General features: G+C 67.9%; 23 protein-coding genes and 1 tRNA gene. 10 read left to right on the forward strand and 14 right to left on the reverse strand.

Annotation, left to right across the window (positions count from 1 at the left end; genetic code table 11):
- From ABQE93_RS11015 to ABQE93_RS11055, 9 genes are all read right to left on the reverse strand, one after another.
- On the reverse strand, positions 1 to 939 hold the full coding sequence (locus ABQE93_RS11015; protein ID WP_448407976.1) for a Ppx/GppA phosphatase family protein: 939 nt from the start codon (positions 937 to 939) through the stop codon (positions 1 to 3).
- Positions 936 to 1,427: a DUF501 domain-containing protein gene (locus ABQE93_RS11020; protein ID WP_448407974.1), complete on the reverse strand. Its 492-nt coding sequence runs from the start codon at positions 1,425 to 1,427 to the stop codon at positions 936 to 938. The genes ABQE93_RS11015 and ABQE93_RS11020 overlap by 4 nt, the downstream gene beginning before the upstream one ends.
- Positions 1,420 to 2,121 (reverse strand): FtsB family cell division protein, encoded by a 702-nt coding sequence (locus tag ABQE93_RS11025; protein ID WP_448407972.1) that lies wholly within the window; start codon positions 2,119 to 2,121, stop codon positions 1,420 to 1,422. The genes ABQE93_RS11020 and ABQE93_RS11025 overlap by 8 nt, the downstream gene beginning before the upstream one ends.
- Positions 2,122 to 2,124: 3 nt before the next feature.
- Positions 2,125 to 3,414, reverse strand: a complete 1,290-nt coding sequence (gene eno / locus ABQE93_RS11030) for a phosphopyruvate hydratase (RefSeq protein ID WP_448407970.1) — start codon at positions 3,412 to 3,414, stop codon at positions 2,125 to 2,127.
- A 75-nt stretch (positions 3,415 to 3,489) separates the two neighbouring features.
- Positions 3,490 to 4,221, reverse strand: a complete 732-nt coding sequence (locus tag ABQE93_RS11035) for a lytic transglycosylase domain-containing protein (protein ID WP_448407969.1) — start codon at positions 4,219 to 4,221, stop codon at positions 3,490 to 3,492.
- 78 nt (positions 4,222 to 4,299) lie between these two features.
- Positions 4,300 to 5,415: a nucleoside triphosphate pyrophosphohydrolase gene (locus ABQE93_RS11040; RefSeq protein ID WP_448407967.1), complete on the reverse strand. Its 1,116-nt coding sequence runs from the start codon at positions 5,413 to 5,415 to the stop codon at positions 4,300 to 4,302.
- A 140-nt stretch (positions 5,416 to 5,555) separates the two neighbouring features.
- Positions 5,556 to 6,065 (reverse strand): hypothetical protein, encoded by a 510-nt coding sequence (locus ABQE93_RS11045; RefSeq protein ID WP_448407965.1) that lies wholly within the window; start codon positions 6,063 to 6,065, stop codon positions 5,556 to 5,558.
- Positions 6,066 to 6,267: 202 nt separating this feature from the next.
- Entirely contained in the window at positions 6,268 to 9,903 is a 3,636-nt protein-coding gene (mfd, locus tag ABQE93_RS11050; RefSeq protein ID WP_448407963.1) for a transcription-repair coupling factor, read from the reverse strand.
- 66 nt (positions 9,904 to 9,969) lie between these two features.
- Positions 9,970 to 10,575: a TetR/AcrR family transcriptional regulator gene (locus ABQE93_RS11055; RefSeq protein ID WP_069408237.1), complete on the reverse strand. Its 606-nt coding sequence runs from the start codon at positions 10,573 to 10,575 to the stop codon at positions 9,970 to 9,972.
- An 86-nt stretch (positions 10,576 to 10,661) separates the two neighbouring features.
- Here ABQE93_RS11055 and ABQE93_RS11060 point away from each other — a divergent pair.
- The 8 genes from ABQE93_RS11060 (at position 10,662) to pth (ending at position 16,692) form a co-directional block, all read left to right on the forward strand.
- Positions 10,662 to 10,733 (forward strand) — tRNA-Gln (locus ABQE93_RS11060).
- A gap of 84 nt (positions 10,734 to 10,817) precedes the next feature.
- The gene (gene glmU, locus ABQE93_RS11065; RefSeq protein WP_448407962.1) at positions 10,818 to 12,284 is read left to right on the forward strand and encodes a bifunctional UDP-N-acetylglucosamine diphosphorylase/glucosamine-1-phosphate N-acetyltransferase GlmU; all 1,467 of its coding nucleotides are present in this window, start codon (positions 10,818 to 10,820) and stop codon (positions 12,282 to 12,284) included.
- Between the two features lie 95 nt (positions 12,285 to 12,379).
- The gene (locus ABQE93_RS11070; RefSeq protein ID WP_448407961.1) at positions 12,380 to 13,360 is read left to right on the forward strand and encodes a ribose-phosphate diphosphokinase; all 981 of its coding nucleotides are present in this window, start codon (positions 12,380 to 12,382) and stop codon (positions 13,358 to 13,360) included.
- A complete protein-coding gene (gene arsC, locus ABQE93_RS11075; RefSeq protein ID WP_448407960.1) occupies positions 13,361 to 13,705 on the forward strand; it encodes an arsenate reductase (glutaredoxin) in 345 nt (114 codons plus the stop codon).
- Entirely contained in the window at positions 13,702 to 14,376 is a 675-nt protein-coding gene (locus ABQE93_RS11080) for an LpqN/LpqT family lipoprotein (protein ID WP_448407958.1), read from the forward strand. Before arsC ends, ABQE93_RS11080 begins: the two co-directional genes overlap by 4 nt.
- Positions 14,377 to 14,414: 38 nt before the next feature.
- On the forward strand, positions 14,415 to 15,284 hold the full coding sequence (locus tag ABQE93_RS11085; RefSeq protein ID WP_448407956.1) for an oxidoreductase: 870 nt from the start codon (positions 14,415 to 14,417) through the stop codon (positions 15,282 to 15,284).
- 136 nt (positions 15,285 to 15,420) lie between these two features.
- Entirely contained in the window at positions 15,421 to 16,086 is a 666-nt protein-coding gene (locus ABQE93_RS11090; protein WP_448407955.1) for a 50S ribosomal protein L25/general stress protein Ctc, read from the forward strand.
- Between the two features lie 6 nt (positions 16,087 to 16,092).
- Positions 16,093 to 16,692 carry an aminoacyl-tRNA hydrolase gene (gene pth, locus ABQE93_RS11095; protein ID WP_448407953.1) on the forward strand — a complete coding sequence of 200 codons (600 nt, stop codon included), beginning with the start codon at positions 16,093 to 16,095 and terminating at the stop codon, positions 16,690 to 16,692.
- Between the two features lie 3 nt (positions 16,693 to 16,695).
- Here pth and ABQE93_RS11100 read toward each other — a convergent pair whose 3' ends face one another.
- From ABQE93_RS11100 to ABQE93_RS11110, 3 genes are read right to left on the reverse strand one after another with little or no spacing between them, the layout of a single operon-like run.
- Positions 16,696 to 17,727, reverse strand: a complete 1,032-nt coding sequence (locus tag ABQE93_RS11100; RefSeq protein ID WP_448407952.1) for a 4Fe-4S binding protein — start codon at positions 17,725 to 17,727, stop codon at positions 16,696 to 16,698.
- A gap of 45 nt (positions 17,728 to 17,772) precedes the next feature.
- The gene (locus tag ABQE93_RS11105; protein ID WP_448407950.1) at positions 17,773 to 18,942 is read right to left on the reverse strand and encodes an Rv3169 family protein; all 1,170 of its coding nucleotides are present in this window, start codon (positions 18,940 to 18,942) and stop codon (positions 17,773 to 17,775) included.
- A gap of 14 nt (positions 18,943 to 18,956) precedes the next feature.
- Complete coding sequence (locus ABQE93_RS11110) at positions 18,957 to 19,868, reverse strand: metal-dependent hydrolase (protein ID WP_448407949.1); 912 nt, start codon at positions 19,866 to 19,868, stop codon at positions 18,957 to 18,959.
- A gap of 125 nt (positions 19,869 to 19,993) precedes the next feature.
- Here ABQE93_RS11110 and ABQE93_RS11115 point away from each other — a divergent pair, with 125 nt between their 5' ends.
- Positions 19,994 to 20,569, forward strand: coding sequence for a TetR/AcrR family transcriptional regulator (locus ABQE93_RS11115; RefSeq protein WP_448407948.1), 576 nt, complete (start codon positions 19,994 to 19,996; stop codon positions 20,567 to 20,569).
- Between the two features lie 10 nt (positions 20,570 to 20,579).
- Entirely contained in the window at positions 20,580 to 21,629 is a 1,050-nt protein-coding gene (locus ABQE93_RS11120; RefSeq protein WP_448407947.1) for a phosphotransferase family protein, read from the forward strand.
- Here the strand turns inward: ABQE93_RS11120 and ABQE93_RS11125 are convergent.
- Both ABQE93_RS11125 and ABQE93_RS11130 read right to left on the reverse strand, forming a co-directional pair.
- Entirely contained in the window at positions 21,626 to 22,474 is an 849-nt protein-coding gene (locus tag ABQE93_RS11125; RefSeq protein ID WP_448407945.1) for an ABC transporter permease, read from the reverse strand. The genes ABQE93_RS11120 and ABQE93_RS11125 overlap by 4 nt on opposite strands.
- On the reverse strand, positions 22,471 to 23,427 hold the full coding sequence (locus ABQE93_RS11130) for an efflux ABC transporter ATPase subunit, DrrA-related (RefSeq protein WP_448407943.1): 957 nt from the start codon (positions 23,425 to 23,427) through the stop codon (positions 22,471 to 22,473). The genes ABQE93_RS11125 and ABQE93_RS11130 overlap by 4 nt, the downstream gene beginning before the upstream one ends.
- Positions 23,428 to 23,468: the final 41 nt, after the last annotated feature.

Below are 23,468 nucleotides of genomic sequence, written 5' to 3' on the forward strand. Positions count from 1 at the left end.
TCAGGCGATCGACAGCGCGATGCCGTCGAGGATGTCGTGCTCGCTGACCACCAGCTCGTCGATCCCGGCCCGCTGGCCCAGCGCGGCGGCGAGTTCCTCGATGATGATCGCCCCGCCGCCGATGACGTCGACGCGGCCCTCGTGCATCGGTCCCAACGCCGCGCGTTGGGCGCGGGTCATCGCGATCACCTCCTCGCATGCACCCAGCAGATCACCGAACCCGACCCGCGACAGGTGGATGGCCGCCGAGTCGTAGGTCGTCATCCGCTGCGCCAACGCCGACATCGTCGTCATCGTGCCTGCGACGCCGACCCAGGTGCGGGCCTCGGCGACGGGCACTACGTCGAGCGCCTCGCGCAAACCGTCGCGCACCACGTCGCGCGCGACCGCGATCTCCTCGGCGGTCGGCGGGTCGGAGTGCAGACAGCGTTCGGTCACCCGTACGCAGCCGATGTCGGCGGAGTAACTGGCCGTCACGTCGTCGTGGCCCAGCACCACCTCGGTGGACCCGCCGCCCAGGTCGACGACGACGAAAGGTGCTGCGGCCGCGTCTAGTTCGGCCACCGCACCCCGAAACGACAGCTCCGCCTCCTCGGTGCCGGTGATCACCTCGGCGACCGTGCCCGCCACCACGGCGCCCAAGACATCGGCCGTCATCGCGAAGAACACGTCACGGTTGGCCGCGTCCCGGGTCGCGGACGTGGCCACCATCCGGATTCTGGCGACGTGGTGATCGGCCAGCAGCCGGGCATAGTCGCTGAGCGCCGCCTGGGTGCGGTCCAGGGCCTCGGGGGCGAGCCTTCCCGTGGCGTCCACCCCCTGGCCGAGCCGGACGATGCGCATCTCGCGGTGCACATCGCGCAGCCGCGGCCCGTCGAGGTCGGCGATCAGCAGCCGGATCGAGTTCGTTCCGCAGTCGATGGCGCCGACCCTCGTCATGTCCACTTCCCTTCCTCGAGGATGCCCGCCATCGCCGGTTCGTCGGCCAGCAGCGCCAGCGCCTCGTCGCCCAACGGGTTGGTGCCCGGTCCCTTGGCCAGCGAATGCGCGATCAGCACATGCAGGCACTTGACGCGGTCCGGCATACCGCCGCCGGAAAACGTTGTGCCCAACGGCTCGATCGCATCGCGCTCGGCGAGGTAGGACTCGTGGGCCCGGCGGTAGGCGGCCGCCAGCTCGGAATCCTGGTGCAGTCGCTCCGTCATCTCCTTCATCAGGCCGTCGGACTCCAAGCGGCTGGCCGCCGCGGTCAGCACCGGGTGGGTCAGGTAGTACAACGTCGGAAACGGTGTGCCGTCAGGCAGTCTCGGCGCCGTCTTGACCACGCCGGGTTCTCCGTTGGGGCATCGGTACGCGATCGCCAGGACACCGCGGGGTTCACGCCCCAACTGCCGCGCGACGGCGTCGAGGTCGGACTGCTCAGCCACCGGGAGCGGGCGGCGCGGGGGTCGGCGGCGGCGCCCCAGGTGCCCCTGGCGGCGCTCCGGGCGCACCTGGCAGCGGCAGTGGTGCGGGCGAAATCCCGTGCGGCTCATCGGCGATCGTGTTCCACAGCGCCGTGTACCACGGCTGATCGAGCTTCGCGGTTTCGGGCTCGTGCCCCGGGGCGCCCGGCACCGCGAAGTTCTCCGGCAGCTGCACCTGATATGGCGTCTCACCCGACATCACGAACCCCAACCGCTCACGCGCCTGGGCGGCGATGAACACCGGGTCGGCGAGCTTGACCTTCTGCTCCTCGAGCTCGGCGATTTGCGCGCGCAGCTGCTCCTCGGTGGCCTTGAGCTGCCTCATCTCGGTGCGCTGACCGAAGTAGGTGCGCACCGGGCCCGCGATCGTCAGCGTCAGCACGCACACCACCGCGGCCAGGATCGCCGCGCGCCGCGCCGCGGAGCCGAACCGCTGCTCGGACTGCTGCTCGGCCGCCTCGACGATCGACTTGCGGATGGACTCCGTGGTGTCCTTGGCCGCATCGGATGCTTGACGCGGTTCTTTCGGATCGGCGGCGCGGCTGTCGCGGCGCGCCGTGGTGCGAGGACGACCCTTGCCACCGCCCTTACCCGGCTTACCGGGCCGGGAGGTGGGTGACCTTCTCTTCGGATCGGGTCGTTTCGCTTCGGGCACGGGCTATTTCGTCTCCAGCGTGAACCGGGGGAACGCCAGGTCGCCGGCGTAGCGGGCCGCGTCACCGAGGGTCTCCTCGATGCGGAGCAGCTGGTTGTATTTGGCGACGCGCTCGCTGCGGGCCGGGGCGCCGGTCTTGATCTGCCCGCTGCCGACCGCGACGGCGAGGTCGGCGATCGTGGTGTCCTCGGTCTCGCCGCTGCGATGGCTCATCATCGTGCGGTAGCCGCTGGCGTGTGCCAACGCCACCGCGTCGAGGGTCTCGGTCAGCGTGCCGATCTGGTTGACCTTCACCAGGAGCGCGTTGGCCGCCCCCTTGTGGATGCCGTCTTCCAGCCGTTCGGGGTTGGTGACGAACAAGTCGTCGCCGACGAGTTGGATGCGGTCGCCGATCGCGTTGGTCAGCGCCACCCAACCGTCCCAGTCGTCCTCGGAGAGCGGATCCTCGATCGACACCAGCGGGTAGGAGTCGATCAGACCCGAGTAGAAATACACCATGTTCTCGGCGCTGCGGGCCTCGTTCTCGAACGCGTAACCCTGCTCGGCACTGAAGAATTCGGTGGCGGCGACGTCGAGCGCCAGCGCCACGTCGGAGCCCGGCGCGAAGCCCGCCGTCTCGATGGCGTTCAAGATCAGGTCCAGCGCGGCCTTGGTGCCCGCGACGTCGGGGGCGAAACCGCCCTCGTCGCCGAGGCCGGTGGCCATGCCCTGTTCCTTGAGCACGCCCTTCAGCGCGTGGTACACCTCGGTGCCCCAGCGCAGCGCTTCCTTGAACGACGGGGCGCCGATCGGCGCGATCATGAACTCCTGCACGTCGACACCGGTGTCGGCGTGCGCGCCGCCGTTGAGGATGTTCATCATCGGCACCGGAAGGATGTGCGCGTTGGGCCCGCCGATGTAGCGGAACAGCGGCAACGCCGATGATTCGGCCGCCGCTTTCGACACCGCCAACGACACCCCGAGGATCGCGTTGGCGCCCAGCCGGGACTTGTCGGGGGTGCCGTCCAGGTCGAGCAGGGCCTGGTCGATGAGCCGCTGGTCGTCGGCGCTCATGCCGATGACGGCGGGGGCGATCTCGTCGAGCACCGCCTCGACCGCCTTGTGCACGCCCTTACCGCCGTAGCGGGCGCCGCCGTCGCGCAGCTCGACAGCCTCGTGCTCACCTGTTGACGCGCCCGACGGCACCGCCGCGCGGGCGAAGGTACCGTCCATCAGCGCCACCTCGACCTCGACCGTCGGGTTGCCCCGGGAGTCGAGGATCTCGCGGGCTCCGACCTGCTCGATGATGGGCACTCGCTTCTCCTTGATCGTGATGTGGACGATGGCGTTAGGGGTCGAGCCTAGAGCCTGCGGACCTGCCCGGCGTGCTCAGAGGGGGTGTCCGTTCGCATAGGCCGTCGCCCAGTCGCGCACGTTGCGGGCGTACTGGTCGGAATGGTTGTAGGCGCGCAACGCGTTCATCCAGCCCCTGGCGGTGGACAGGTCCTTGCCGCGCCAGCACAGGTAGCCGGCGGCCGACAGCGCGGCGTCGTCGATGTTGTCGGCGCTGATCTCCCCGTCGTTGTTGGCGTCGACGCCGTAGAGCCGCCAGGTTTCGGGGATGAACTGCATCGGTCCCATGGCACGGGCGTAGTCCATGTCGCCGTCGTGGCTGACCGCGTCGTCGTCGAGGATCTCGAGGTTCCCGCCGGTGCCGTCCAGCAGGACGCCGCGGATGGGTGGGCGCACGTCACCGTTGTCCCCGATGGCCGCGCCGCGATAGGTGCCGTGGTGGCTTTCCACCTGACCGATGCCCGCCAGCGTCGTCCACTTCAGGTTGCAGTCCGGGTTCTCCACCTCGGCGACCCGGGCGGCGTAGGCGTAGGCCTCCAGCGCGCCGACGGGTATCCCCAGGGCCGGCGCGCGTTCGGCCGCCCAGTCGCGCAACTGGTCGGCGGGTCGGCCGTCGGCGTAGGTGTCGATCTGGGGCACGGCGTCACCCGGGGGTGGGGGCACGCCATCAGGGATGGGCGTACCGAGCTGCCAGGAACAGCTCGAAGCCAAGAGCAGCGCTGCCGCACCTACGACGGCGACAGCCCGCAGCCAACGCACCGGCGACACCAAACTCCTCAACCAACTTCGGTTGCTGCCCATGTTCCCACGTGTTTGCCGCGTCGCGCCCGAACGCCCCTCGCGTTTTCAGCGCGGCTCGAACTCCGATGCGACGACTTCCTCGGTTGTCCCGTCCTCCGGCGACGGTTCGGGTACGTCTTCGGGGCCGGTCTCGGGCACATCGGCGGGTGTGGGCTCGGGCACCTCGGCGGGCGTCGGCTCGGGGATGCGGTCGGGCGCCGGTTCGGTGTCGGCGGACGGCCAGTGTGCGCGCCACTGCGCCTCGGTGATCTCCCCGAGCGGGGCGACGTCGAGTTCCTCGGGAACGTCGTCGCCGCGGCGCGCGGCGGCTATCGCGTGCTCGACGTTGCGCACGGTGTCCATGAACTCCAGGACCTGCGCCCGCAACGCGCTCTCGGCGTCGGAACCCGCCGTCACGGTAACCGAGGTGATGGCGTCGGGGACCAACTCGGCGGGCAGGTTGGCCGCCGTGACACGCTCAATGACCTTCTGCGCCAACGCCAATGCGGGCTGGCCGGTCGGAACGTCATCCATGGCGGAGAAGGCCCGCCTGGCCCTCTTTTCCAAGGCCTTGCGTTGTTCCCACTGGGCCAACTGGTCGTCGAGTGAAATCGATTCGCCCGCAAGCACTGCCGGCACCCGGTTGCCGAGTTTGCGCACCAGCGAGTCGGCGACGTCGTCGATCGTGAACGAGCTGTGTGGCGCGTCCTCGGCGATGCGGGCGTGAAAAAGCACCTGCAGCAATACATCTCCGAGCTCTTCGCGCAGTTCGTCGGCGCTGCCGCTACGCACCGCGTCGAACAACTCGTAGGTCTCTTCCAACAGGTAACGCCGCAGCGAGTCGTGGGTCTGTTCGCTTTCCCACGGTCCCGCCGTGCGCAGCTTGTCCATCATTTCGACGGCGTCGAGAAGCCGCTCCCCCGGCGCAGGCTCAGCGGCGGCGATCAGTTTCTCACCCGCGGCCAGGCGCGCCTTGACGGCGGGATGGTCCTGATCTGACGACAGCAGCACCGGTGCGGCCTCCTCGTCGGAACCGTCGGAGAACCACGGCCGCGCCGACGGCAGCGACCACGGCACCTTCACCGGCATCTCTTCGGTGTACTGGACGTCGCCGCTGAGCAGGTCGATCGCGTCGACGGGCACGAGGGCGGGGCGGCGGGGGTCGACCAATACGACGGTCATGGGCTGGACCCCCTCACGCAATTTCGATGAGACCGCTGGTTTCGGTTATACCAACACTTCGTCGGAGCGCGGCGGCCCTGGTGACAGGCGATGGCCGCCCTGCCTGGTGGCAAGGCGGCCATCGTGTCATGGCTGGTAACTCAGGACTCCGGAATGGTCCAGTGTCCCGGCGCCTCGTCGAAGAACGGGTTGACGAGCCCGTTCACGGTGGGCATCTTCTTCAGCTGCCCGGGCGGGATGCCGTAGAACGGGTTGGGCACACCGTTGATGAACGGCGAGTTCTTCAGCTGGCCGGGTGCGATGTCCGCGGGTGGCAGCCGGAAGTAGTCACCGAGCCGTGGGAGCCAGACGTCGGGCACGTTGACGGCCGGCACGTTCACGTCGGGAACGTTCACGGCCGGCACGTTCACATCCGGAACGTTCACGGCCGGCACATTCACATCCGGAACGTTCACGGCCGGCACATTCACATCCGGAACGTTCACGGCCGGCACGTTCACATCCGGAACGTTGACGTCGGGAACCGGAATCGGTGGCGGCGGCGGCACGAACGGATCGGCTTGCGCCACACCTGTCCCCAGGCCCAGCGCGCCGCCGAGACCCAGTGCACCGGCCATCGTCGTGGTTACCGCGAATTTCTTGAAGTTCATGTTCACTCCTTCGCCTCTCGTCACAGCGACGTCAGTCGCGTGATGTTCGGTTTGGGAATTGCACGATCTGGCCGCCTTGATCTAGACGACAGCGCAACACCTTGACCCCCCCACCAGGTGTGTCGGGTCGCGGTCGGCGCGGCGTTATCAGCGGTGCCGCGCTTTTCGCCGTGGGTTAAATCACAACGGGGCTGAGCAGGCGTTAAACCGAGAGTTCGAGCTTTGCGGTCACATCGACGCTGCCCTGGGGTTTGCCGTCGAGCGCCAGCAGCAGGTCGGCGACCAACTGCACCAGTTCAAGATCACGGATCCGTGGCGCGCCCACGCCGTCACCGGCGCGCGGAATCGGGACCTGCACCGTCGACGTCGTCGCACGGTAACGCGCGCTGGGATACATCCGCTTGAGCCGAAGCTGCTGGGAGTCCAGCAGCTGCAACGGGGCCAACTTCAGCGTCGTCTCCGACATCGCGCTGACCTCCGTCACGCCGTAGTGCCGCATCAGCAGGCGCAACCGCGCGATCGCCACCAACCGCTGCGCCGGCGCCGGTAGCGGCCCGTAACGGTCCACCAACTCATCGACCACGGCGTCCACAGCGGCGTCGTCGGCGGCGGCCGCGAGCCGCCGGTAGCCCTCCAGCCGCAGCCGGTCGCTGCCGATGTAGTCCTGTGGCAGGTGCGCGTCGACCGGCAGATCGATGCGCACGTCCTTCGGTTCCTCCGGTGCCGCAACGGTTTTTCCGTCGGCAGCCGCCCGATACGCCTCGACCGCCTCGCCCACCAGCCGCACGTACAGGTCGAAACCGACGCCCGCGACGTGACCCGACTGCTCGACGCCCAGCACGTTGCCTGCGCCGCGGATTTCGAGGTCCTTCATCGCGACGGCCATGCCCGCGCCCAGTTCATTGTTCTGCGCGATGGTGGCCAGCCGGTCATAGGCGGTCTCGGTGAGCGGAACCTCGGGCGGATACAGGAAGTAGGCGTAGCCGCGCTCGCGGCTGCGGCCCACCCGCCCCCGCAGCTGATGCAACTGTGACAGCCCGAACGTGTCGGCGCGCTCGACGATCAACGTGTTGGCGTTGGAGATGTCCAGGCCGGTCTCGACGATCGTCGTGCACACCAGGATGTCGTAGTCGCGGTTCCAGAACCCCTCGACCGTGCGCTCGAGAAGTTCCTCGGGCATCTGGCCGTGGGCGACGACGACGCGCGCCTCGGGCACCAGGGCTTGCACCCTGGCCGCGGCCTGATCGATGGTGCGCACCCGGTTGTGGATGTAGAACGCCTGCCCGTCGCGCAGCAGTTCGCGTCGCAGCGCCGCGGCGATCTGCTTGTCGTCGTGCGGACCGACGTAGGTCAGCACCGGGTAGCGCTCCTCGGGCGGGGTGAGGATCGTCGACATCTCCCGGATGCCGGCCAAGCTCATCTCCAGCGTGCGCGGAATCGGAGTGGCGCTCATGGTCAGGACGTCGACGTGGGTGCGCATCGACTTGATGTGCTCCTTGTGCTCGACGCCGAACCGCTGCTCCTCGTCGACCACGATCAGGCCCAGGTTCTTCCACGTCACACCGGTCTGCAACAGCCGGTGGGTGCCGATCACGATGTCGACGCTGCCGTCTTTCATGCCGTCGAGCACCGCCTTGGACTCGACATTCGACGTGAACCGCGACAGCCCCTTGACGGTGACCGGGAACCCGGCCATCCGGTCGGTGAACGTCTGCAGATGCTGATCGGCCAGCAGCGTGGTCGGCACCAGCACCGCCACCTGCTTACCGTCCTGCACCGCCTTGAACGCCGCGCGCACCGCGATCTCGGTCTTGCCGTAACCGACGTCGCCGCAGATCACCCGGTCCATCGGGATCGGCCGTTCCATATCGGCCTTGACCTCGGTGATCGCGGTCAGCTGGTCGACGGTCTCGGTGAACCCGAACGCGTCCTCCATCTCGGCCTGCCACGGGCTGTCGGGGCCGAACGCGTGCCCTGGCGACGCCTGGCGCTTGGCGTAGAGCGCCACCAGTTCCTGCGCGATCTCCGCGACGGCGCGGCGGGCCTTGGTCTTGGTGTTGGTCCAGTCGCTGCCGCCCAGCCGGCTCAGCGACGGCGCCTCACCGCCGACGTAGCGCGACAGCTGATCCAGCGAGTCCATCGGCACGTAGAGCCGGTCGGCCTTCTGGCCCTTCTTGCTCGACGCGTACTCCAGCACCAGGTACTCGCGGCGGGCGCCGCCGACGACGCGCTCGGTCATCTCCAGGAACCGGCCGATGCCGTGCTGGTCGTGCACCACCAGATCGCCGGCCGTCAACGCCAGCGGGTCGACGACGTTGCGGCGTTTGGCGGCCAGCCGCCTGCCTTCGGTCGCCGCGACCCGGGTGCCGGTCAGGTCGGCCTCGGTGATCACGACCAGGTTCGCGCCCGCCACCACCACGCCGTCGTGCAGCGGCCCCTTCAGCACGCCGACCACACCTTCCTTCAGTGTGGCGCCTGCCTCCAAAAGCGTTGCCGCCGTGTCGGCTTCGCCCAGCTGCTCGATGACGCGGTGCGCGGTTCCCGTGCCGGGTGTCACGACCGCCGCATAGCCGCCGGTCGCCACATGGGCGCGCAGCATCGCGAAGATCTCGCTGATGCTGGCCTGTGAGCCGCGTGCCGAGGGGGCGGGCCGGATGTCGACTTCGAGTGCGGCCTCATCGGAGAGCTGGCTCAGCGTCCACCACGGGTGGCCGCCCTCTTGCGCGGCGGCGCGGGCGTCGTCGATTTCGACGAAACCCGATGCGCCCATCGACTCCAGGTCGATCGGTGCGCCGCCGCCGATGGCCGCCGTCGACCACGACGCCTCCAGGAATTCGCGGCCGGTCTTGATCAGGTCGGCGGCGCGGGTGCGGACCTTTTCCGGGTCGCAGATCAGCAGCGGGGTGTTCGGCGGCAGGTGTGCGGACAACGTGACGAGGTCGGTCTTGCGCAGCAGCGGCAGCAGGGCTTCCATGCCGTCGACCGGGATGCCGTCGGCCAGTTTGGCCAGCATGTCGGGCACGCTGCCGGTCAGGTGGTTCTCCTGCACGGGATGTTCGGCGGCCAGGGCGGCGGCGCGGTCGCGGACGTCGTCGTTGAGCAGCAGTTCGCGGCACGGCACCGCGATCACGGTGTCGATGTCGATCTCGGGGATCGACCGCTGGTCGGCGACCGCGAACATCCGCATCTCGGAGACCTCATCGCCCCAGAACTCGACGCGCACCGGGTGTTCGGCGGTGGGCGGGAAGATGTCGAGGATGCCGCCGCGGACGGCGAACTCGCCGCGTTTGCCGACCATGTCGACGCGTTCGTAGGCCAGGTCGACCAGGCGGGCGACGACGGCTTCGAACTCCGCCTCCTGCCCGACGGTCAGCGTCACCGGTTCGACGTCGGCGAGGTCGGGGGCCATCGGCTGCAGCAGCGAGCGCGTGGTGGTGACCACCACCTGCAGCGGCGGGCCCAGGCGCGCGTCGTCGGGGTACTTGAGCCGTCGCAGCAGCATCAGCCGGGCGCCGACCGTGTCGACGCCAGGCGACAGCCGTTCGTGGGGCAGGGTCTCCCAGGACGGGAACATGGCGACCTGGTCGCCGTAGACGCCGCGCAGTTCGGCGGTCAGGTCGTCGGCTTCGCGGCCGGTGGCGGTGACCACGACAAGCGGGCCGACCTGCGCGAGCGCGCACGTGACGAACAGCCGCGCGCTGGACGGGCCGACGAGGTGGAGATCGGCGGGTTCGTCGGCGGCGCGGCGGGCGACTTCCTTCAGCGAGGGGTCGCGTAGCGCCAGCTCGACAAGCCCCGCGATCGGGGTTTGGACATGGGTGTTCCCCGATACGGTCATGATGCATCCATGGTATGCGCGGGCGACTTTCTTTGCCCAACGGGACGTTTGGGCGCCGAACGGGCCCTACTCGTCGAGCAGCTGGGGGTCGTCCTCCAGATGCATGAGCCCGTTCCAGCACAGGTTGACCAGATGCGCGGCCACGACTTCCTTCTTGGGCTCGCGCACATCGAGCCACCACTGTGCCGTCATCGACACCGAGCCGACCAACGCCTGCGCGTACAGCGGCGCCATCTCCGGATCCAGACCACGCTTGGAGAAGTCGCCGGCCAGGATCGACGACACCTGGTTGACGGCCTCGTTGAGCAGCGTGGAGTAGGTGCTGCCGGACGTGATGGCCGCCGGGGAGTCGCGGATCAGGATGCGGAACCCGTCGGTGCGCTCGTCGACGTAGGTCAACAGCGCCAGCGCGACGCGCTCGATACGCAGCCGGGAGCGGTTGTTGGTCATCCGCGTCAACGACGACGTGATCCCGTCCAGCAACGCCGACATCTCGCGGTCGACCACCACCGCGTAGAGCCCCTCTTTGCCGCCGAAATGCTCGTAGACCACGGGTTTGGAGACGCTGGCGCGTTGGGCGATCTCCTCGATCGAGGTACCCTCGTAACCGCGTTCGGCGAACAACGAGCGGGCGACGTCGATGAGCTGATGGCGCCGCTCGGCGCCCGTCATCCGCGCGCGGGGCGGACGCACCTCTTTGTCCAATGCGGCCACGGTTTCCAGGCTAGTTCAGTCGACTAGCATCACGTGGTGATCGATCCGTCGTGGTGTAATCGGCAGCACCTCTGATTTTGGTTCAGATAGTTCAGGTTCGAGTCCTGGCGACGGAGCATATTGGTCGCGACTGTGCGCTTTCATACGGTGTCACCGGCGTGTCGCGTATGAAACCGCACATTCGATAGGCAGGAGACCGGATGACGGCAACTACCGAAGCCGCGGTGGTCGTTCTCGCGGCCGGCGCCGGTACCCGGATGCGCTCCGACACCCCCAAGGTGCTGCACACGCTGGCCGGCCGCAGCATGCTGGCCCATGCGCTGCACGCGGTCGCCAAGGTAGCGCCCCAGCACCTCGTCGTGGTGCTGGGCCACGACCGCGAGCGGGTGACGCCTGCCGTCGACGAGTTGGCCGAACGGCTCGGGCGCGGCATCGACATCGCGGTGCAGGAGCAGCAGCTGGGCACCGGGCACGCGGTGGCCTGCGGGCTGTCCGCGCTGCCCGGGGAGTTCGCCGGCACCGTCGTGGTGACCTCGGGGGATGTTCCGCTGCTGGACGCCGACACGCTGGCCGAGCTGATCGCCACCCACAGTGCCGGATCCCGGGCCGAACCCGCCGCGGCCACCGTGCTGACCACCACGCTGCCCGACCCGACCGGCTACGGCCGCATCCTGCGCACCCAGGACGGTGAGGTGATCGGCATCGTCGAACAGGCCGACGCCAGCCCGTCGCAGCAGGCCATCGACGAGGTCAACGCCGGGGTCTACGCGTTCGACATGACCGCGCTGCGCTCGGCGCTGAGCCGGTTGGGCTCCGACAACGCACAGCAGGAGCAGTACCTGACCGACGTGATCTCGATCGTGCGCTCCGACGGGCAGGTGGTGCGGGCCCAGCACATCGACGACGCCACCCTGGTCGCCGGCGTCAACGACCGCGTGCAGCTGGCCGAACTCGGCGCCGAGCTGAACCGGCGCATCGTGGCGGCCCACCAGCGCGCCGGGGTGACGGTCGTCGACCCGGCCACCACCTGGGTCGACGTCGACGTCACGATCGGCCGCGACTCCATCGTCTACCCCGGCACCCAGCTGCTCGGGGCCACCCGCATCGGCGGGCACTGCCACATCGGCCCGGACAGCACGCTGACCGACGTCACCGTCGGCGACCACGCCACCGTGGTGCGCACCCACGGCGGGCAGGCCGTGATCGGCGACGGCGCCGCGGTCGGCCCGTTCGCCTACCTGCGGCCCGGCACCGTGCTGGGCGCCGACGGCAAACTCGGCGCGTTCGTCGAAACCAAGAACTCGACCATCGGCACGGGCACCAAGGTGCCGCACCTGACCTACGTCGGCGACGCCGATATCGGCGAGCACAGCAACATCGGCGCCTCGAGCGTGTTCGTCAACTACGACGGCGAGAACAAGAACCGCACGACGATCGGCTCACACGTCCGGACCGGCTCGGACACCATGTTCATCGCGCCGGTCACCGTCGGCGACGGCGCCTACACCGGGGCGGGCACCGTGGTGCGCGAGGACGTGCCGCCGGGGGCGCTGGCGGTGTCGGCGGGTCCACAACGCAACATCGAGGGATGGGTGTCGCGCAAGCGGCCCGGCAGCGCCGCGGCGCAGGCCGCCGCAAACGCCGCATCAGACGATGACGAACACTAGCTGTTCGTTTTCTGGCAACCCGGCAACAGGGACCCGGCAACGCTACGTACGATTGGGCCGTATCGATCCCGATTTCGAGGGCGGCGACAGACACTGTGGGCACCGAGTGGACCGACAACCGCAAAAATTTGATGCTCTTCGCGGGTCGCGCGCACCCCGAACTGGCCGATCAGGTGGCCAAAGAGCTCGACGTTCCAGTCACCGCGCAGACTGCCCGCGACTTCGCCAACGGCGAGATCTTCGTCCGCTTCGATGAATCGGTGCGCGGATGCGACGCGTTCGTGCTGCAGTCACACGCCGATCCGCTGAACAAGTGGCTGATGGAACAGCTGATCATGATCGATGCGCTCAAGCGCGGCAGCGCCAAGCGGATCACCGCGATCCTGCCGTTCTATCCCTACGCGCGTCAGGACAAGAAGCACCGCGGCCGTGAGCCGATCTCGGCGCGGCTGGTCGCCGACCTGCTCAAGACCGCAGGCGCCGACCGGATCGTGACCGTTGACCTGCACACCGACCAGATCCAGGGTTTCTTCGACGGCCCGGTGGACCACATGCGGGCGCAGAACCTGCTCACCGGCTACATCGCCGAGCAGTACCCGTGCGAGAACATGGTCGTGGTCTCCCCGGACTCCGGCCGGGTGCGCGTGGCCGAGAAGTGGGCCGACTCGCTGGGCGGTACGCCGCTGGCGTTCATCCACAAGACGCGGGACCCGAAGGTGCCCAACCAAGTGGTGTCCAACCGGGTGGTCGGCGAGGTCGCCGGCCGCACCTGCGTGCTGACCGACGACATGATCGACACCGGCGGCACCATCGCCGGCGCCGTGAAGCTGTTGCGCGACGAGGGCGCCGGTGACGTGATCATCGCCGCGACGCACGGGGTGCTCTCTGAGCCCGCGTCGCAGCGGTTGGCCGACTGCGGCGCACGTGAAGTGATCGTCACCAACACCCTGCCGATCGGTGAGGACAAGCAGTTCCCGCAGCTCACGGTCCTCTCGATCGCACCGCTGCTGGCCAGCACAATCCGCGCAGTATTCGAAAACGGTTCCGTCACAGGACTTTTCAACGGATCGGCGTAAATGACAGACAGCACCATCTACCACAACCCCCGCTGCTCGACCTCCCGTAAGACCCTGGAGTTGTTGCGCGAGAACGGGATCGAGCCGACGGTGGTCCAGTACCTCAAGACTCCGCCGTCGCGCGCGGAGCTCGAGAAGATGATCGGCGACGCCGGCATCAACGTGCGCACCGCGGTGCGCAAGAAGGAAGCGGTGTACACCGAACTGGGGCTGGCCGACGCCAGCGACGACGAACTGCTGGACGCGATGGTCGAACACCCGATCCTCATCGAACGCCCGTTCGTCGTGACGCCGAAGGGCACCAGGCTCGGCCGGCCGATCGATGCGGTGCGCGAGATTCTGTGACGGCTCTTCGCTGCGTGGCGGGGGCCGCGCTGGTGGTCGGCGTGGTCGCATCGGGTTGCGGCACGGAACCGCCTGACTACCAGTCGGTCTGGTCGACGTCACCGACCACCACGACCCCGGAGAACGCCGAGCCGCCGGTGCCGATCGCGGTGTATCTCGAGGAGCAGGGCGTGGTCGGCGATCCCGTCGCGCCCGAGAAGCTGACCGATCTGACGGTGACGTTCCCGACGCCGCCGGGTTGGGCGCCCTACGTCAACACGAACCTGACGCCGCTGACCCGGGTGATCGCCAAGGGCGAGACGTATCCGACCGCGATGCTCATGGTGTTTCGGCTCACCGGCGACTTCGACGTCGAGAAGGCGATCACCGAACACGGCTACGCCGACGCCGAGCTGTCGCAGAACTTCAAGCGTCTCAACGCCTCCACCGACGACTTCAAGGGTTTCCCGTCGGCGATGATCGAGGGCAGCTACGACCTCAACGGTCAGCGCATGCACACCTACAACCGCATCGTCATCGCGACCGGCGCGCCCCCGGCCAACCAGCGCTACCTCATCCAGTTCACCGTCACCGGTTATGCGGCGAAGGCCGCCGAGGAGGCGCCGGACATGGAGGCGATCATCGGCGGTTTCAACGTCGAGGTCCCGAAAGCCCCCGAGCCGCCCCGCTAAGCCGACGCGGCCCGCTCGCGACCACTAGGGTCGAAGCCATGAGTTGGACCGCTGCCGAACTGCCTTCCTTCGCCGGACGCACTGTCATCGTCACCGGCGCCAACAGCGGCCTCGGGTTGGTCACCGCGCGCGAACTGGCCCGCGTGGGAGCCAAGACGATCCTGGCGGTGCGCAACACCGCCAAGGGGGACGAGGCCGCCGCGACCATCACCGGTGACGTCGAGGTGCGCAAGCTCGACCTGCAGGACCTGGCGTCGGTGCGCGAGTTCGCCGACGGGGTCGACGGCGTCGACGTGCTGGTCAACAACGCCGGCATCATGGCGGTGCCCTACGCGCTGACCGTCGACGGCTTCGAGAGCCAGATCGGCACCAACCACCTCGGCCACTTCGCGCTGACCAACCTGCTGCTGCCCAAGATCACCGAACGCGTCGTCACGGTGTCGTCGATCATGCATTTCATGGGGCGCATCAGCCTCAAGGACCTCAACTGGAAGGCCCGCCCGTACCTGGCCTGGCCGGCCTACGGCCAGTCCAAGCTGGCCAACCTGCTGTTCACCAAGGAGCTGCAGCGACGCCTGGACGCAGCGGGGTCACCGGTCAAGTCGCTGGCCGCGCACCCCGGTTACTCGGCGACGAACCTGCAGGGCCGCACGGGTAACCCGATCGGCACGCCGGTGTGGCTGGCGGCCAACCGGCTGTTCGCGACCGAGCCGGATTTCGGGGCGCGCCAGACGCTGTACGCGGTGGCTCAGGACCTACCCGGCGACACGTTCGTGGGGCCGCGCTTCGGCAGCCGCGGCCCGACCGGGCCGACGCAGTTCCGCAGCCCGCTGGCCCGCAACGCGAAGACGGCGGGCGCGCTCTGGGAGCTGTCCGAGCAGCTCACAGACACCAAGTTCAGCCTCTGATTTGGGGGCGCGCCGCTGACTGCGCTACCCTCGACGGCGCGTCACGGCGAGGGTGGTTTCGGCCACCGTGATCGACGGGAGCCTTTCGAGGTTGCGACCCTGCCGTGCTCAGGACACGACACAGGAGCAACATCTCATGGCCAAGAAGACCGTCAACAATCTCAAGGCGCTGGTCCGGCAAGAGACCGGCAAGGGCGCGTCGCGGCGTGCGCGCCGTAACGGCAACGTGCCCGCCGTGCTCTACGGCCACGGCGCCGATCCGCAGCACCTCGAGCTCAACGCCCACGACTTCTCCGCCGTGTTGCGCTACTCGGGCACCAACGCGGTGCTCACCCTCGACATCGAGGGCAAGGAGCAGCTGGCGCTGACCCGCGCGCTCGAAATCCACCCGATCCGCCGCACGATCCAGCACGCCGACCTGCTCGTCGTGCGCCGCGGTGAGAAGGTGACCGTCGAGATCAACGTCGTCATCGAGGGCGAAGCGGTGCCGGGCACGCTGGTCACCCAGGAGGTCAACACCATCACGGTCGAGGCCGACGTGCAGTCGATCCCCGAGCAGTTCGCGGTCTCCATCGAGGGCGCCGACGTCGGCACGCAGTTCTTGGCGGGCTCGATCGAGCTGCCGTCGGGGGTGACGTTGGTCTCCGATCCGGAGATGCTCGTCGTCAACGTCGTTGCCGCGCCGACGGCCGAGGAACTCGAAGCCGAGAGTGGCGGCGCGCCGCTGGAGGAGCAGGCCGAGGAGGCCGCCGAGGCCGCGGCCGAGGCAGAAGCCGAGGCGCCTGCCGAAGAGGCCGAGTAGGCCGGCATGGCCGAACCGCAGGCGGGCGGAACGCACCCCCGGCTGGTGGTCGGCCTCGGCAACCCGGGCCCGCGGTACGCCACGACCCGACACAACCTCGGGTTTCTGGTGGCCGACATCCTGTCCGACCGCATCGGCGGCGGGTTCAAGGCGCACAAGAAATCCGGCGCCGAGGTGGTCACCGGCCACCTCGCCGGCCGCCCGGTGGTGTTGGCCAAGCCGCGCTGCTACATGAACGAGTCCGGGCGGCAGGTCGGCCCGCTGGCCAAGTTCTACTCGGTGCCGCCCGCCGACATCGTGGTGATCCACGATGAGCTCGACATCGAGTTCGGCCGGATCCGGCTGAAGTTCGGCGGCGGCGTGGCGGGCCACAACGGGCTGCGTTCGGTTGCGCAAGCCCTGGGCAGCAAGGACTTCCAGCGTGTCCGGATCGGTATCGGCCGTCCACCCGGCCGGATGGACGGTGCCGCGTACGTGCTCAGCACCTTCACCTCCGCCGAGTGGCGCGAGGTGCCGACGATCTGCGAGCAGGCCGCCGACGCCGCCGAACTGCTTGTGTCGCAAGGCCTCGAGCCGGCCCAGAACATCGTGCACGCCTGGGGCTAGACGTCACCGTATCCCCATGCCGCCGTCGACGACCTTGACCTGCTTGTGCGGGAAGCGGCGCTCGGCGTGCTCCTTGGCGGCGGAGTTCGGCAGCACGTAAAGCGTCTCCTTCTTCTCCTGCAGCGGCTTGAGCACCAGATCCATGAACGCCTTGCGGTTGTCGAGGTATGGCTCGATGACCTCTTCACCCGCCGGGCACACCGCCAGGCAGTAGGCCGCCTTGTAGTTCGCCTTGAACGACAGGCTCTGCCACATCGAAGCGTTCTCGGAATCGGTGACGCGAGAACGGAAGTCGGCGGCATCGGCACTGTCGGCCAGGGTCTGCGCCCAGTCGGTGAACCCGCCCATGAACTCGCGGTAGTTGTGCACCGAGCACGCGAAAAAGTCGAAGTCGCCGTCCTTCTTGATCGCGCCGACCGGACAGGCCGCGACACACAGCTTGCACTCCAGACACGGTGAGTAGTCCAGCGGCTCACCGTAACCGGATATCGGCGCGGCCACCACGACGGTGCCGAGCAGGATGAAGTTGCCGAACCGCGGGTGGATCACGTTGCGGTGGATGCCCATCACGCCGTTGCCCGCGGCCACCGCGACCGGCTTGTGCGCCACCACCCATATGCGGCCGGGAAACCGATCCATCTCCATCGGAAACGACATCGACGGGTTGATCGCCCGGTAGCCGGCATCCTGCAGTGCGCGGGTGATGCGATGTGCGGCCTCGTTCATGATCTCGCCGCTGCGGTGAAACTCCTGGTTGGCGACGCTTCGGGCGGTGGACCGGACGTTGTCTCTGTTCATCTTCACCACCAGCGACACATAGCTGAGCGCACCGGGCAGCGCGGCCTCGGCGTGTTCGCGCTCCAATGCCAACGCCGGATCGTCGACGCGGGCGAACGCGACGTCGTCCGCGCCGGCGTCCCGGCATACCTGCCGTAGCCAGTCGGCGTCGATGACACCGGGTTTGGCGGTCGGGTGCGACCGCACCTTGCGCACCGTCGGGTGCTCGACCAGCTTGGCGGGAACGTTCTGGCTCATCCTAAGTATAGTACACCATACTCAGATAGCGACTGCGGTGACCGGTTACAGGAACGAGTTCTCTGCGGTCAGGCCGCGTTCGGGGAATTCGCCCAGCGCGAAGGTCTCGGCGTTGCCCAGGCCGGTGCCGCCGCCGACGGGGTCGTCGATGCGTACCAACTGATCGCGCAACTGGTGTAGTTTGCGCGCGTTTTCGGGCTTGTCGCAGTCGGTCATGTGGCTGCCCTCGACTCGCAGATCGCCCACCCACTGCCCGTAGACCCAGTCGTTCCAGCCGTAATAGCCTGCGGTGCCGAGGTGAAAGCCGGTCGGCCCGGCGGCGGTGACGGTCAACGGCCGCTTCGTGCCGTCGGAGTCGATCAGCGTGACGGTGCCGTGGGTGAACCTGCGGTTGTCGTCTCGGAAATGCATGTCCTGTTCGACGGAGACGAACCGGTGCGAGGTGCCGTCGTCGTTCTGCTGCTCTGCCTGACAACGGATTTCGAGGAACCCGTCCCCGCGCTCCTCCTGGTACATGACGAACAGCGAGTAGGTCGACCCGTCGGGCCTGCTCATGGTCATCGGCAGCCAGGTCATGAACATCTGTTTGATCTTGCGCCCGCCGCGCGGCAGCCCGGGGATCGGTTTGCCGACACCGGGCCGCAGCCCCCAGGAATGGTCGCGGACCGAGATCCATTCATCGGCCGTGATTTCGGTGCGGCGGCCCTCGACCTCCACCCAACCCGACGCCACGCCGATCTGGTGGTAGCGCAGAACGTTGTGCGTGACGCGGTAACCGTCGGGGCTGCGGTCCGGCCACGGGTCTTCCAACGCGGCGTCGAAGTCTCCCCGCAGCTCGACGTCGAAGGTGATCGGCGCGTGCTCGGTGGCGGCCAAGCTGATCCGGACGGCTCGCAACGGTTCGACGACGCGGTAGGCGATCGGCCCGACCTCGGTCCCGGTGGGATCAGACGACAGCCGCCGCCCGCCCCGCACGGTCCACTGTTCGGTGCCCCGGCACACCCCGGCCGCCCCGTCGAAAACCCCTCTGTTGGTGTACTTTCCGACGCCGAGCACCACCTGTAGCGAGTTGTCCCTGGCATGCGCGAGGGTCCAAATCTTCTCCGTCCACGACGGATCGGACTGGCTGACCGTGGCGAACGTGTCGACGATCTGGTGGGTGAGCAGTTCGTCCTCGGGCACCAGGGCGCCGTAGTTCGTCGACAGCAATGACATACCTTTCTGCGGGCTCAGCGGAGGCTTCCGGCGAACGTCGTCATATCGGTTCCCCGCTCGTATTCGCGCATCCAGGTGTCGGCCCACTCGGGCAGGGGCTGGTCGGCGGGGTTGTGGTAAGGCGCCTGGGACAGCGCCAGCCGCCACAGCATCTTCGCGAGGTCGCCGGTGGGCACCGGGCCGAAGATGGTGGGCGCCACGGCGTACCTGCGCACGACCGGGATGCGGTGCTTGAGTTCGCCGGTCAAAAAGTCACCGGACAACAGCTCATGGGTGGATGCGCCACGCTCCTCGAAGGGCACGATCTCGTCGAAGGCCACCGCGATCGCGTCGGCTATCGCGGCCACATGGCTGAAGGTGCGCTTGATGTGCCTGACCCGCGACCACGGGTAGGGGTTGACGTGGTTGCACAGGGTCAGCCCCGAACTACGGTGCTCGATCTCCTCGACGAAATGCCACATCATCAGCGACGCGACACGCGGGTCTCCCCCGCCGAACAGTGAATCACGGTTGTCCAGAAGGACTTTGAACAGCGGCGTGAACGTCGCCTCGAGGTTGGCGATGTAGGCCAGGTGGAAATCGACCGGCTCTTGACGAATCAGCGCGTCGTAGGCTGCGCAGGCGTCGTCGTAGCAGTGTTCGAGGTCGGGATAGCGGTGGATCAACGCCAGCATGTGCTTGCGGTGCGCGGCGGCATGCTGGGCTTCCTGCTTGAGGAACGCCTCGGCCTCGGCCGCGACGCCGGCGTCCTCGTCGAGCCGGTCCGCCGCCATCCGCACCGCGCTGACGATGTAGCGCTCGAAGGGCACCGCGATGAACGTGAACGCGTTGCAGAACAGGCCGAACTGCGGGTTGGCGGGCTGCCACAGAAACGGCACCGGCGCATCGAAGTCCCAACCGATCTTGCGGACCACGAGCCCAGCCATCCGCCGCAACCTCCCGCCATGGGACCGAACATGAGGCTTCGCAATGCCTGCCTGAGCGGGTTCGGGCGCCCGGGCATAGACTGTGCATCAGTGTGACATTTGCCCCTATAGATGTAAAGGAAGAGATGGGCGCTTCTGCCGTAGAGGCCGAGCAGTCGACACGTCGACGCATCCTTACCGCGACGTTCGTCGTGCTCGCCCGCGACGGACGCCGCAAGCTTCAGCTGTCCGACGTCGCGGCCGAAGCCAAGGTGTCCAGGCCCACGCTCTACCGGCATTTCGGCTCCAAAGAGGGTCTGCTCGAGGCGTTCGGCCTCTACGAGCAGGACAACTTCGACGCCGGCATCGCCACGGCCATCGCGGGTTTGGCGGGTCCGGACCGACTCGACGCGGCGCTGCGGTTCATCGTCGAGTTCCAGCGCAACTACTCGCTGGGTTCGCTGGCCGAGATCGAACCCGAACACGTGCTGCATCAGATGAAGCGGGTGTTGCCGATCATGCACGAACGCATCGCCCGCATCATTCCCGGTGCGGCCAGCGATATCGCCGCCGCAGCCGTCGTGCGGATCGCGGTGTGCCACTACCTGATCGACGGGACGAACTCCGAGCAGTTTCTCGCCGAACTCCGCCACGCCGCCGGTCTCGATCCGGCTACCGGGCGCCACCCACGGCCTGCTTTACATCGCGGTAGCTCTGTGTAACCCTTCTCCTATGGCAGGCATCACGCTGGCGCAACGCGACCTCGATGCCACCCGGATGCAGTTGCAAACATGGTTCGCCCACCGGTTCGGCGGCGCGGCGGTGGTGTCGGAACTACGTACCGCCAACCGCTCCTCGGGGTGGTCAAGCGAGAGTCTGGTGTTCGACGCCGAGGCCGGTGACCGCTCGGGCGAGTACGTGATCCGGATACCGCCGTCGGGCGGCGGCATCTTCCCCGACTACGACCTCGACGCGCAGTCCCGGACGCAGGAACTGCTGCACCGGCACGGGATCGCCACGCCATCGCCCATCGTGTACGAGCCCGACGAATCGTGGATCGGTTCGAGATTCCTTGTGATGCCGCGCATTGTCGGCCATACCCCGTCGGACATGACGTATGCCACCCGCGGGTGGCTGCACGACGCGGGCCCGGGCGTGCAGCGGCGGGCCCACGATGCGTTTCTCGACACCCTGGCGCGGTTACACCGCGTCCCGGTCGACGAAGCGCCCTGGTTGGCCCGGCCAGACGGCATCGGTGTCACAGCGGAACTGAAGTGGTGGCAGGACTACGTCGAGTGGGGCACCGACGGTGCGGTTCCCGATGTCATCGTCGAAGCCTTCGACTGGCTCATCGACCACCAACCCACGCGGACACCGGAATTGAGCATCTGCTGGGGTGACGCGCGGCTGTCGAACGCCATCTTCGACGACTCCGGACAGATCGTCGGTGCGCTGGACTGGGAGCAGGCCTGCATCTGTCCGGCCGAGGCCGACATCGCGTGGTGGCTGGCCACCCGCAAACAGATGCTGGAAGTCAACGGCCTTGACCTCGACCCCGAACTCGACGGTTTCGACAGCCGCGAACACGTCGTCGACCGGTACGAGAAGATGCTCGGCAGGCCGTTGGAGGACCTCGACTGGTACGAGATCTTCGCGATGGTCCGCATGGGCTGCTGCATCGTGCGCATGCAGGCGTTGCTGCGGTTGACCGGACAACCCGACCACTTCCTGACCAGGGCGCCGATCCTGCCGGCCTGGACGCTCGAGGCGATCGGCGGCTAGCTTCCCGTGCGCCGCGCATAGGCCCACAACGCGAACGGCGCGAAGATCGCCGTCAGCACCATCGACCACACGATGGTCGCGAGCACCGGATGGTGCAGTGGCAGTTGGGCACTGGCGGGGGCGGGTCCACCGTTGCCCCAGAGTTCGCGCATGGCCTGAGCCAGCGACGACACCGGGTTCCATTCGGCCATCACCCGCAGCCAATGCGGCATCGGCTCGGTGGGCACAAAGGTGTTGGCCAGGAACGTGATCGGAAACAGCACCGTGAACATCACGCCGTTGACCGCCTCCACCGACCGCAGCAGCGACCCGATCAGGATGCCGAACCAGATCATCCCGAAGCCGAACACCAGCACCAGCGTGAACGCCAGCGCCGCCTCGGCGACACTTCCCCTGATCCGCCATCCGATGGCCAACCCGGTCAGCGCCATCACCACCACGCCCAGCGATGAGTGGATCAGGCTGGCGATGCTGCGCCCGATCAGCACCGAGGACCGCGAGATGGGCAGCGACCGGAAGCGATCGATGATGCCCTTCTCGACGTCGGCGGTGATGCCCGAGGCCACCACGAACGCCGAGAACACGATGGTCTGCGCCTGGATGCCGGGCAGCAGGAACTCCCGGTAGTTGGTCCCACCCGGGTTGATGATCGACGCACCGAACACGAACGCGAACAGCAGCACGAACATGATCGGCTGCACGGTGACGTCGCTGAGCATCTCCGGCATGCGCTTGGTGTGGATCATGTTCCGCTTCACCATGATCCACGACTGCTGGGCGATGTTCGTGGGCCGGATCGGCACCGGCTGCCGCTGGATCGGCACCGCTGCGTCGACGGCGGTCATGCGCTCGCCTCCTCTTCGGTGCGATGACCGGTGAGCGTGAGGAACACGTCGTCGAGGCTGGGCCGCGACAACCCGATGTCGTCGACGGCGATGTCGCCGCTTCGCAGCCAGTCCGCGACCCGGACCATGTCGTCAAGGCCGTCGGCCTGCGCCGTGAGCCGGCGCGCGCCGGTGTCGACGAACACCTCCGCGCCGGTCTGGGCGAGCAGCGCCTGCGCTCGGGACAGATCGTCGGCGTTCGACAACGTGACGACCAGGCTGGCGTTGCCTGCCTGTTGTTTGAGTTGCAGCGGTGAGCCTTCGGCGATGATGCGGCCCTTGTCGATCACCACGATGTTGTCGGCGAGCTGGTCGGCCTCTTCGAGGTACTGCGTGGTCAGCACCAACGTGGTGCCCTGCCGCACCAGGTCGCGCAGCGCCTCCCACAGTTCGCTGCGGCTGCGCGGGTCCAGGCCGGTGGTCGGCTCGTCGAGGAACAACACGGGCGGCGACGCCAGCAGGCTCACCGCCAGGTCGAGCCGACGTCGCATACCGCCCGAGTACGAGCGCACCACACGGTCCGCGGCATCGACGAGCGAAAACCGTTCCAGCAGTTGATCTCCCAGCTGCCTGAGGGGCTTGCGGCGAATGCCGTACAACCCGCCGATCATCTTGATGTTCTCGCGGCCGGTCAGCAACTCGTCGACGGTCGCGACCTGACCGGTCAGACCCATGCTGCGGCGCACCTGGTGCGGTTCACGGCCGACGTCATAGCCGGCCACCCGCGCGGTGCCGCTGGTGGGTTCGGTCAACGTCGTCATCATCCGCACCGTGGTGGTCTTCCCGGCGCCGTTGGGCCCGAGCAGGCCGAGCACGGTACCGGGCGGGACGGTGAAGCTGACGCCGTCGACCGCGGTGTCGTTTCCGAAACGCTTCACCAGATCAATGGCCTCGACGGCCGGTGAAAGGGGCACACTCCGACGCTATAGACCCGGAAGGGTCGGCGCACCCCGCC

The organism is Mycolicibacterium sp. XJ662, assembly GCF_053484035.1.

Bases quoted from the DNA above. Each gene is read 5' to 3' on its own strand.
- ABQE93_RS11015 (WP_448407976.1), bottom strand. From the start codon at position 939: ATGACGAGGGTCGGCGCCATCGACTGCGGAACGAACTCGATCCGGCTG.
- ABQE93_RS11040 (WP_448407967.1), bottom strand. From the start codon at position 5,415: ATGACCGTCGTATTGGTCGACCCCCGCCGCCCCGCCCTCGTGCCCGTC.
- ABQE93_RS11045 (WP_448407965.1), bottom strand. From the start codon at position 6,065: ATGAACTTCAAGAAATTCGCGGTAACCACGACGATGGCCGGTGCACTG.
- mfd (WP_448407963.1), bottom strand. From the start codon at position 9,903: ATGACCGTATCGGGGAACACCCATGTCCAAACCCCGATCGCGGGGCTT.
- ABQE93_RS11055 (WP_069408237.1), bottom strand. From the start codon at position 10,575: ATGACGGGCGCCGAGCGGCGCCATCAGCTCATCGACGTCGCCCGCTCG.
- glmU (WP_448407962.1), top strand. From the start codon at position 10,818: ATGACGGCAACTACCGAAGCCGCGGTGGTCGTTCTCGCGGCCGGCGCC.
- arsC (WP_448407960.1), top strand. From the start codon at position 13,361: ATGACAGACAGCACCATCTACCACAACCCCCGCTGCTCGACCTCCCGT.
- ABQE93_RS11085 (WP_448407956.1), top strand. From the start codon at position 14,415: ATGAGTTGGACCGCTGCCGAACTGCCTTCCTTCGCCGGACGCACTGTC.
- ABQE93_RS11090 (WP_448407955.1), top strand. From the start codon at position 15,421: ATGGCCAAGAAGACCGTCAACAATCTCAAGGCGCTGGTCCGGCAAGAG.
- pth (WP_448407953.1), top strand. From the start codon at position 16,093: ATGGCCGAACCGCAGGCGGGCGGAACGCACCCCCGGCTGGTGGTCGGC.
- ABQE93_RS11100 (WP_448407952.1), bottom strand. From the start codon at position 17,727: ATGAGCCAGAACGTTCCCGCCAAGCTGGTCGAGCACCCGACGGTGCGC.
- ABQE93_RS11105 (WP_448407950.1), bottom strand. From the start codon at position 18,942: ATGTCATTGCTGTCGACGAACTACGGCGCCCTGGTGCCCGAGGACGAA.
- ABQE93_RS11110 (WP_448407949.1), bottom strand. From the start codon at position 19,868: ATGGCTGGGCTCGTGGTCCGCAAGATCGGTTGGGACTTCGATGCGCCG.
- ABQE93_RS11115 (WP_448407948.1), top strand. From the start codon at position 19,994: ATGGGCGCTTCTGCCGTAGAGGCCGAGCAGTCGACACGTCGACGCATC.
- ABQE93_RS11120 (WP_448407947.1), top strand. From the start codon at position 20,580: ATGGCAGGCATCACGCTGGCGCAACGCGACCTCGATGCCACCCGGATG.
- ABQE93_RS11125 (WP_448407945.1), bottom strand. From the start codon at position 22,474: ATGACCGCCGTCGACGCAGCGGTGCCGATCCAGCGGCAGCCGGTGCCG.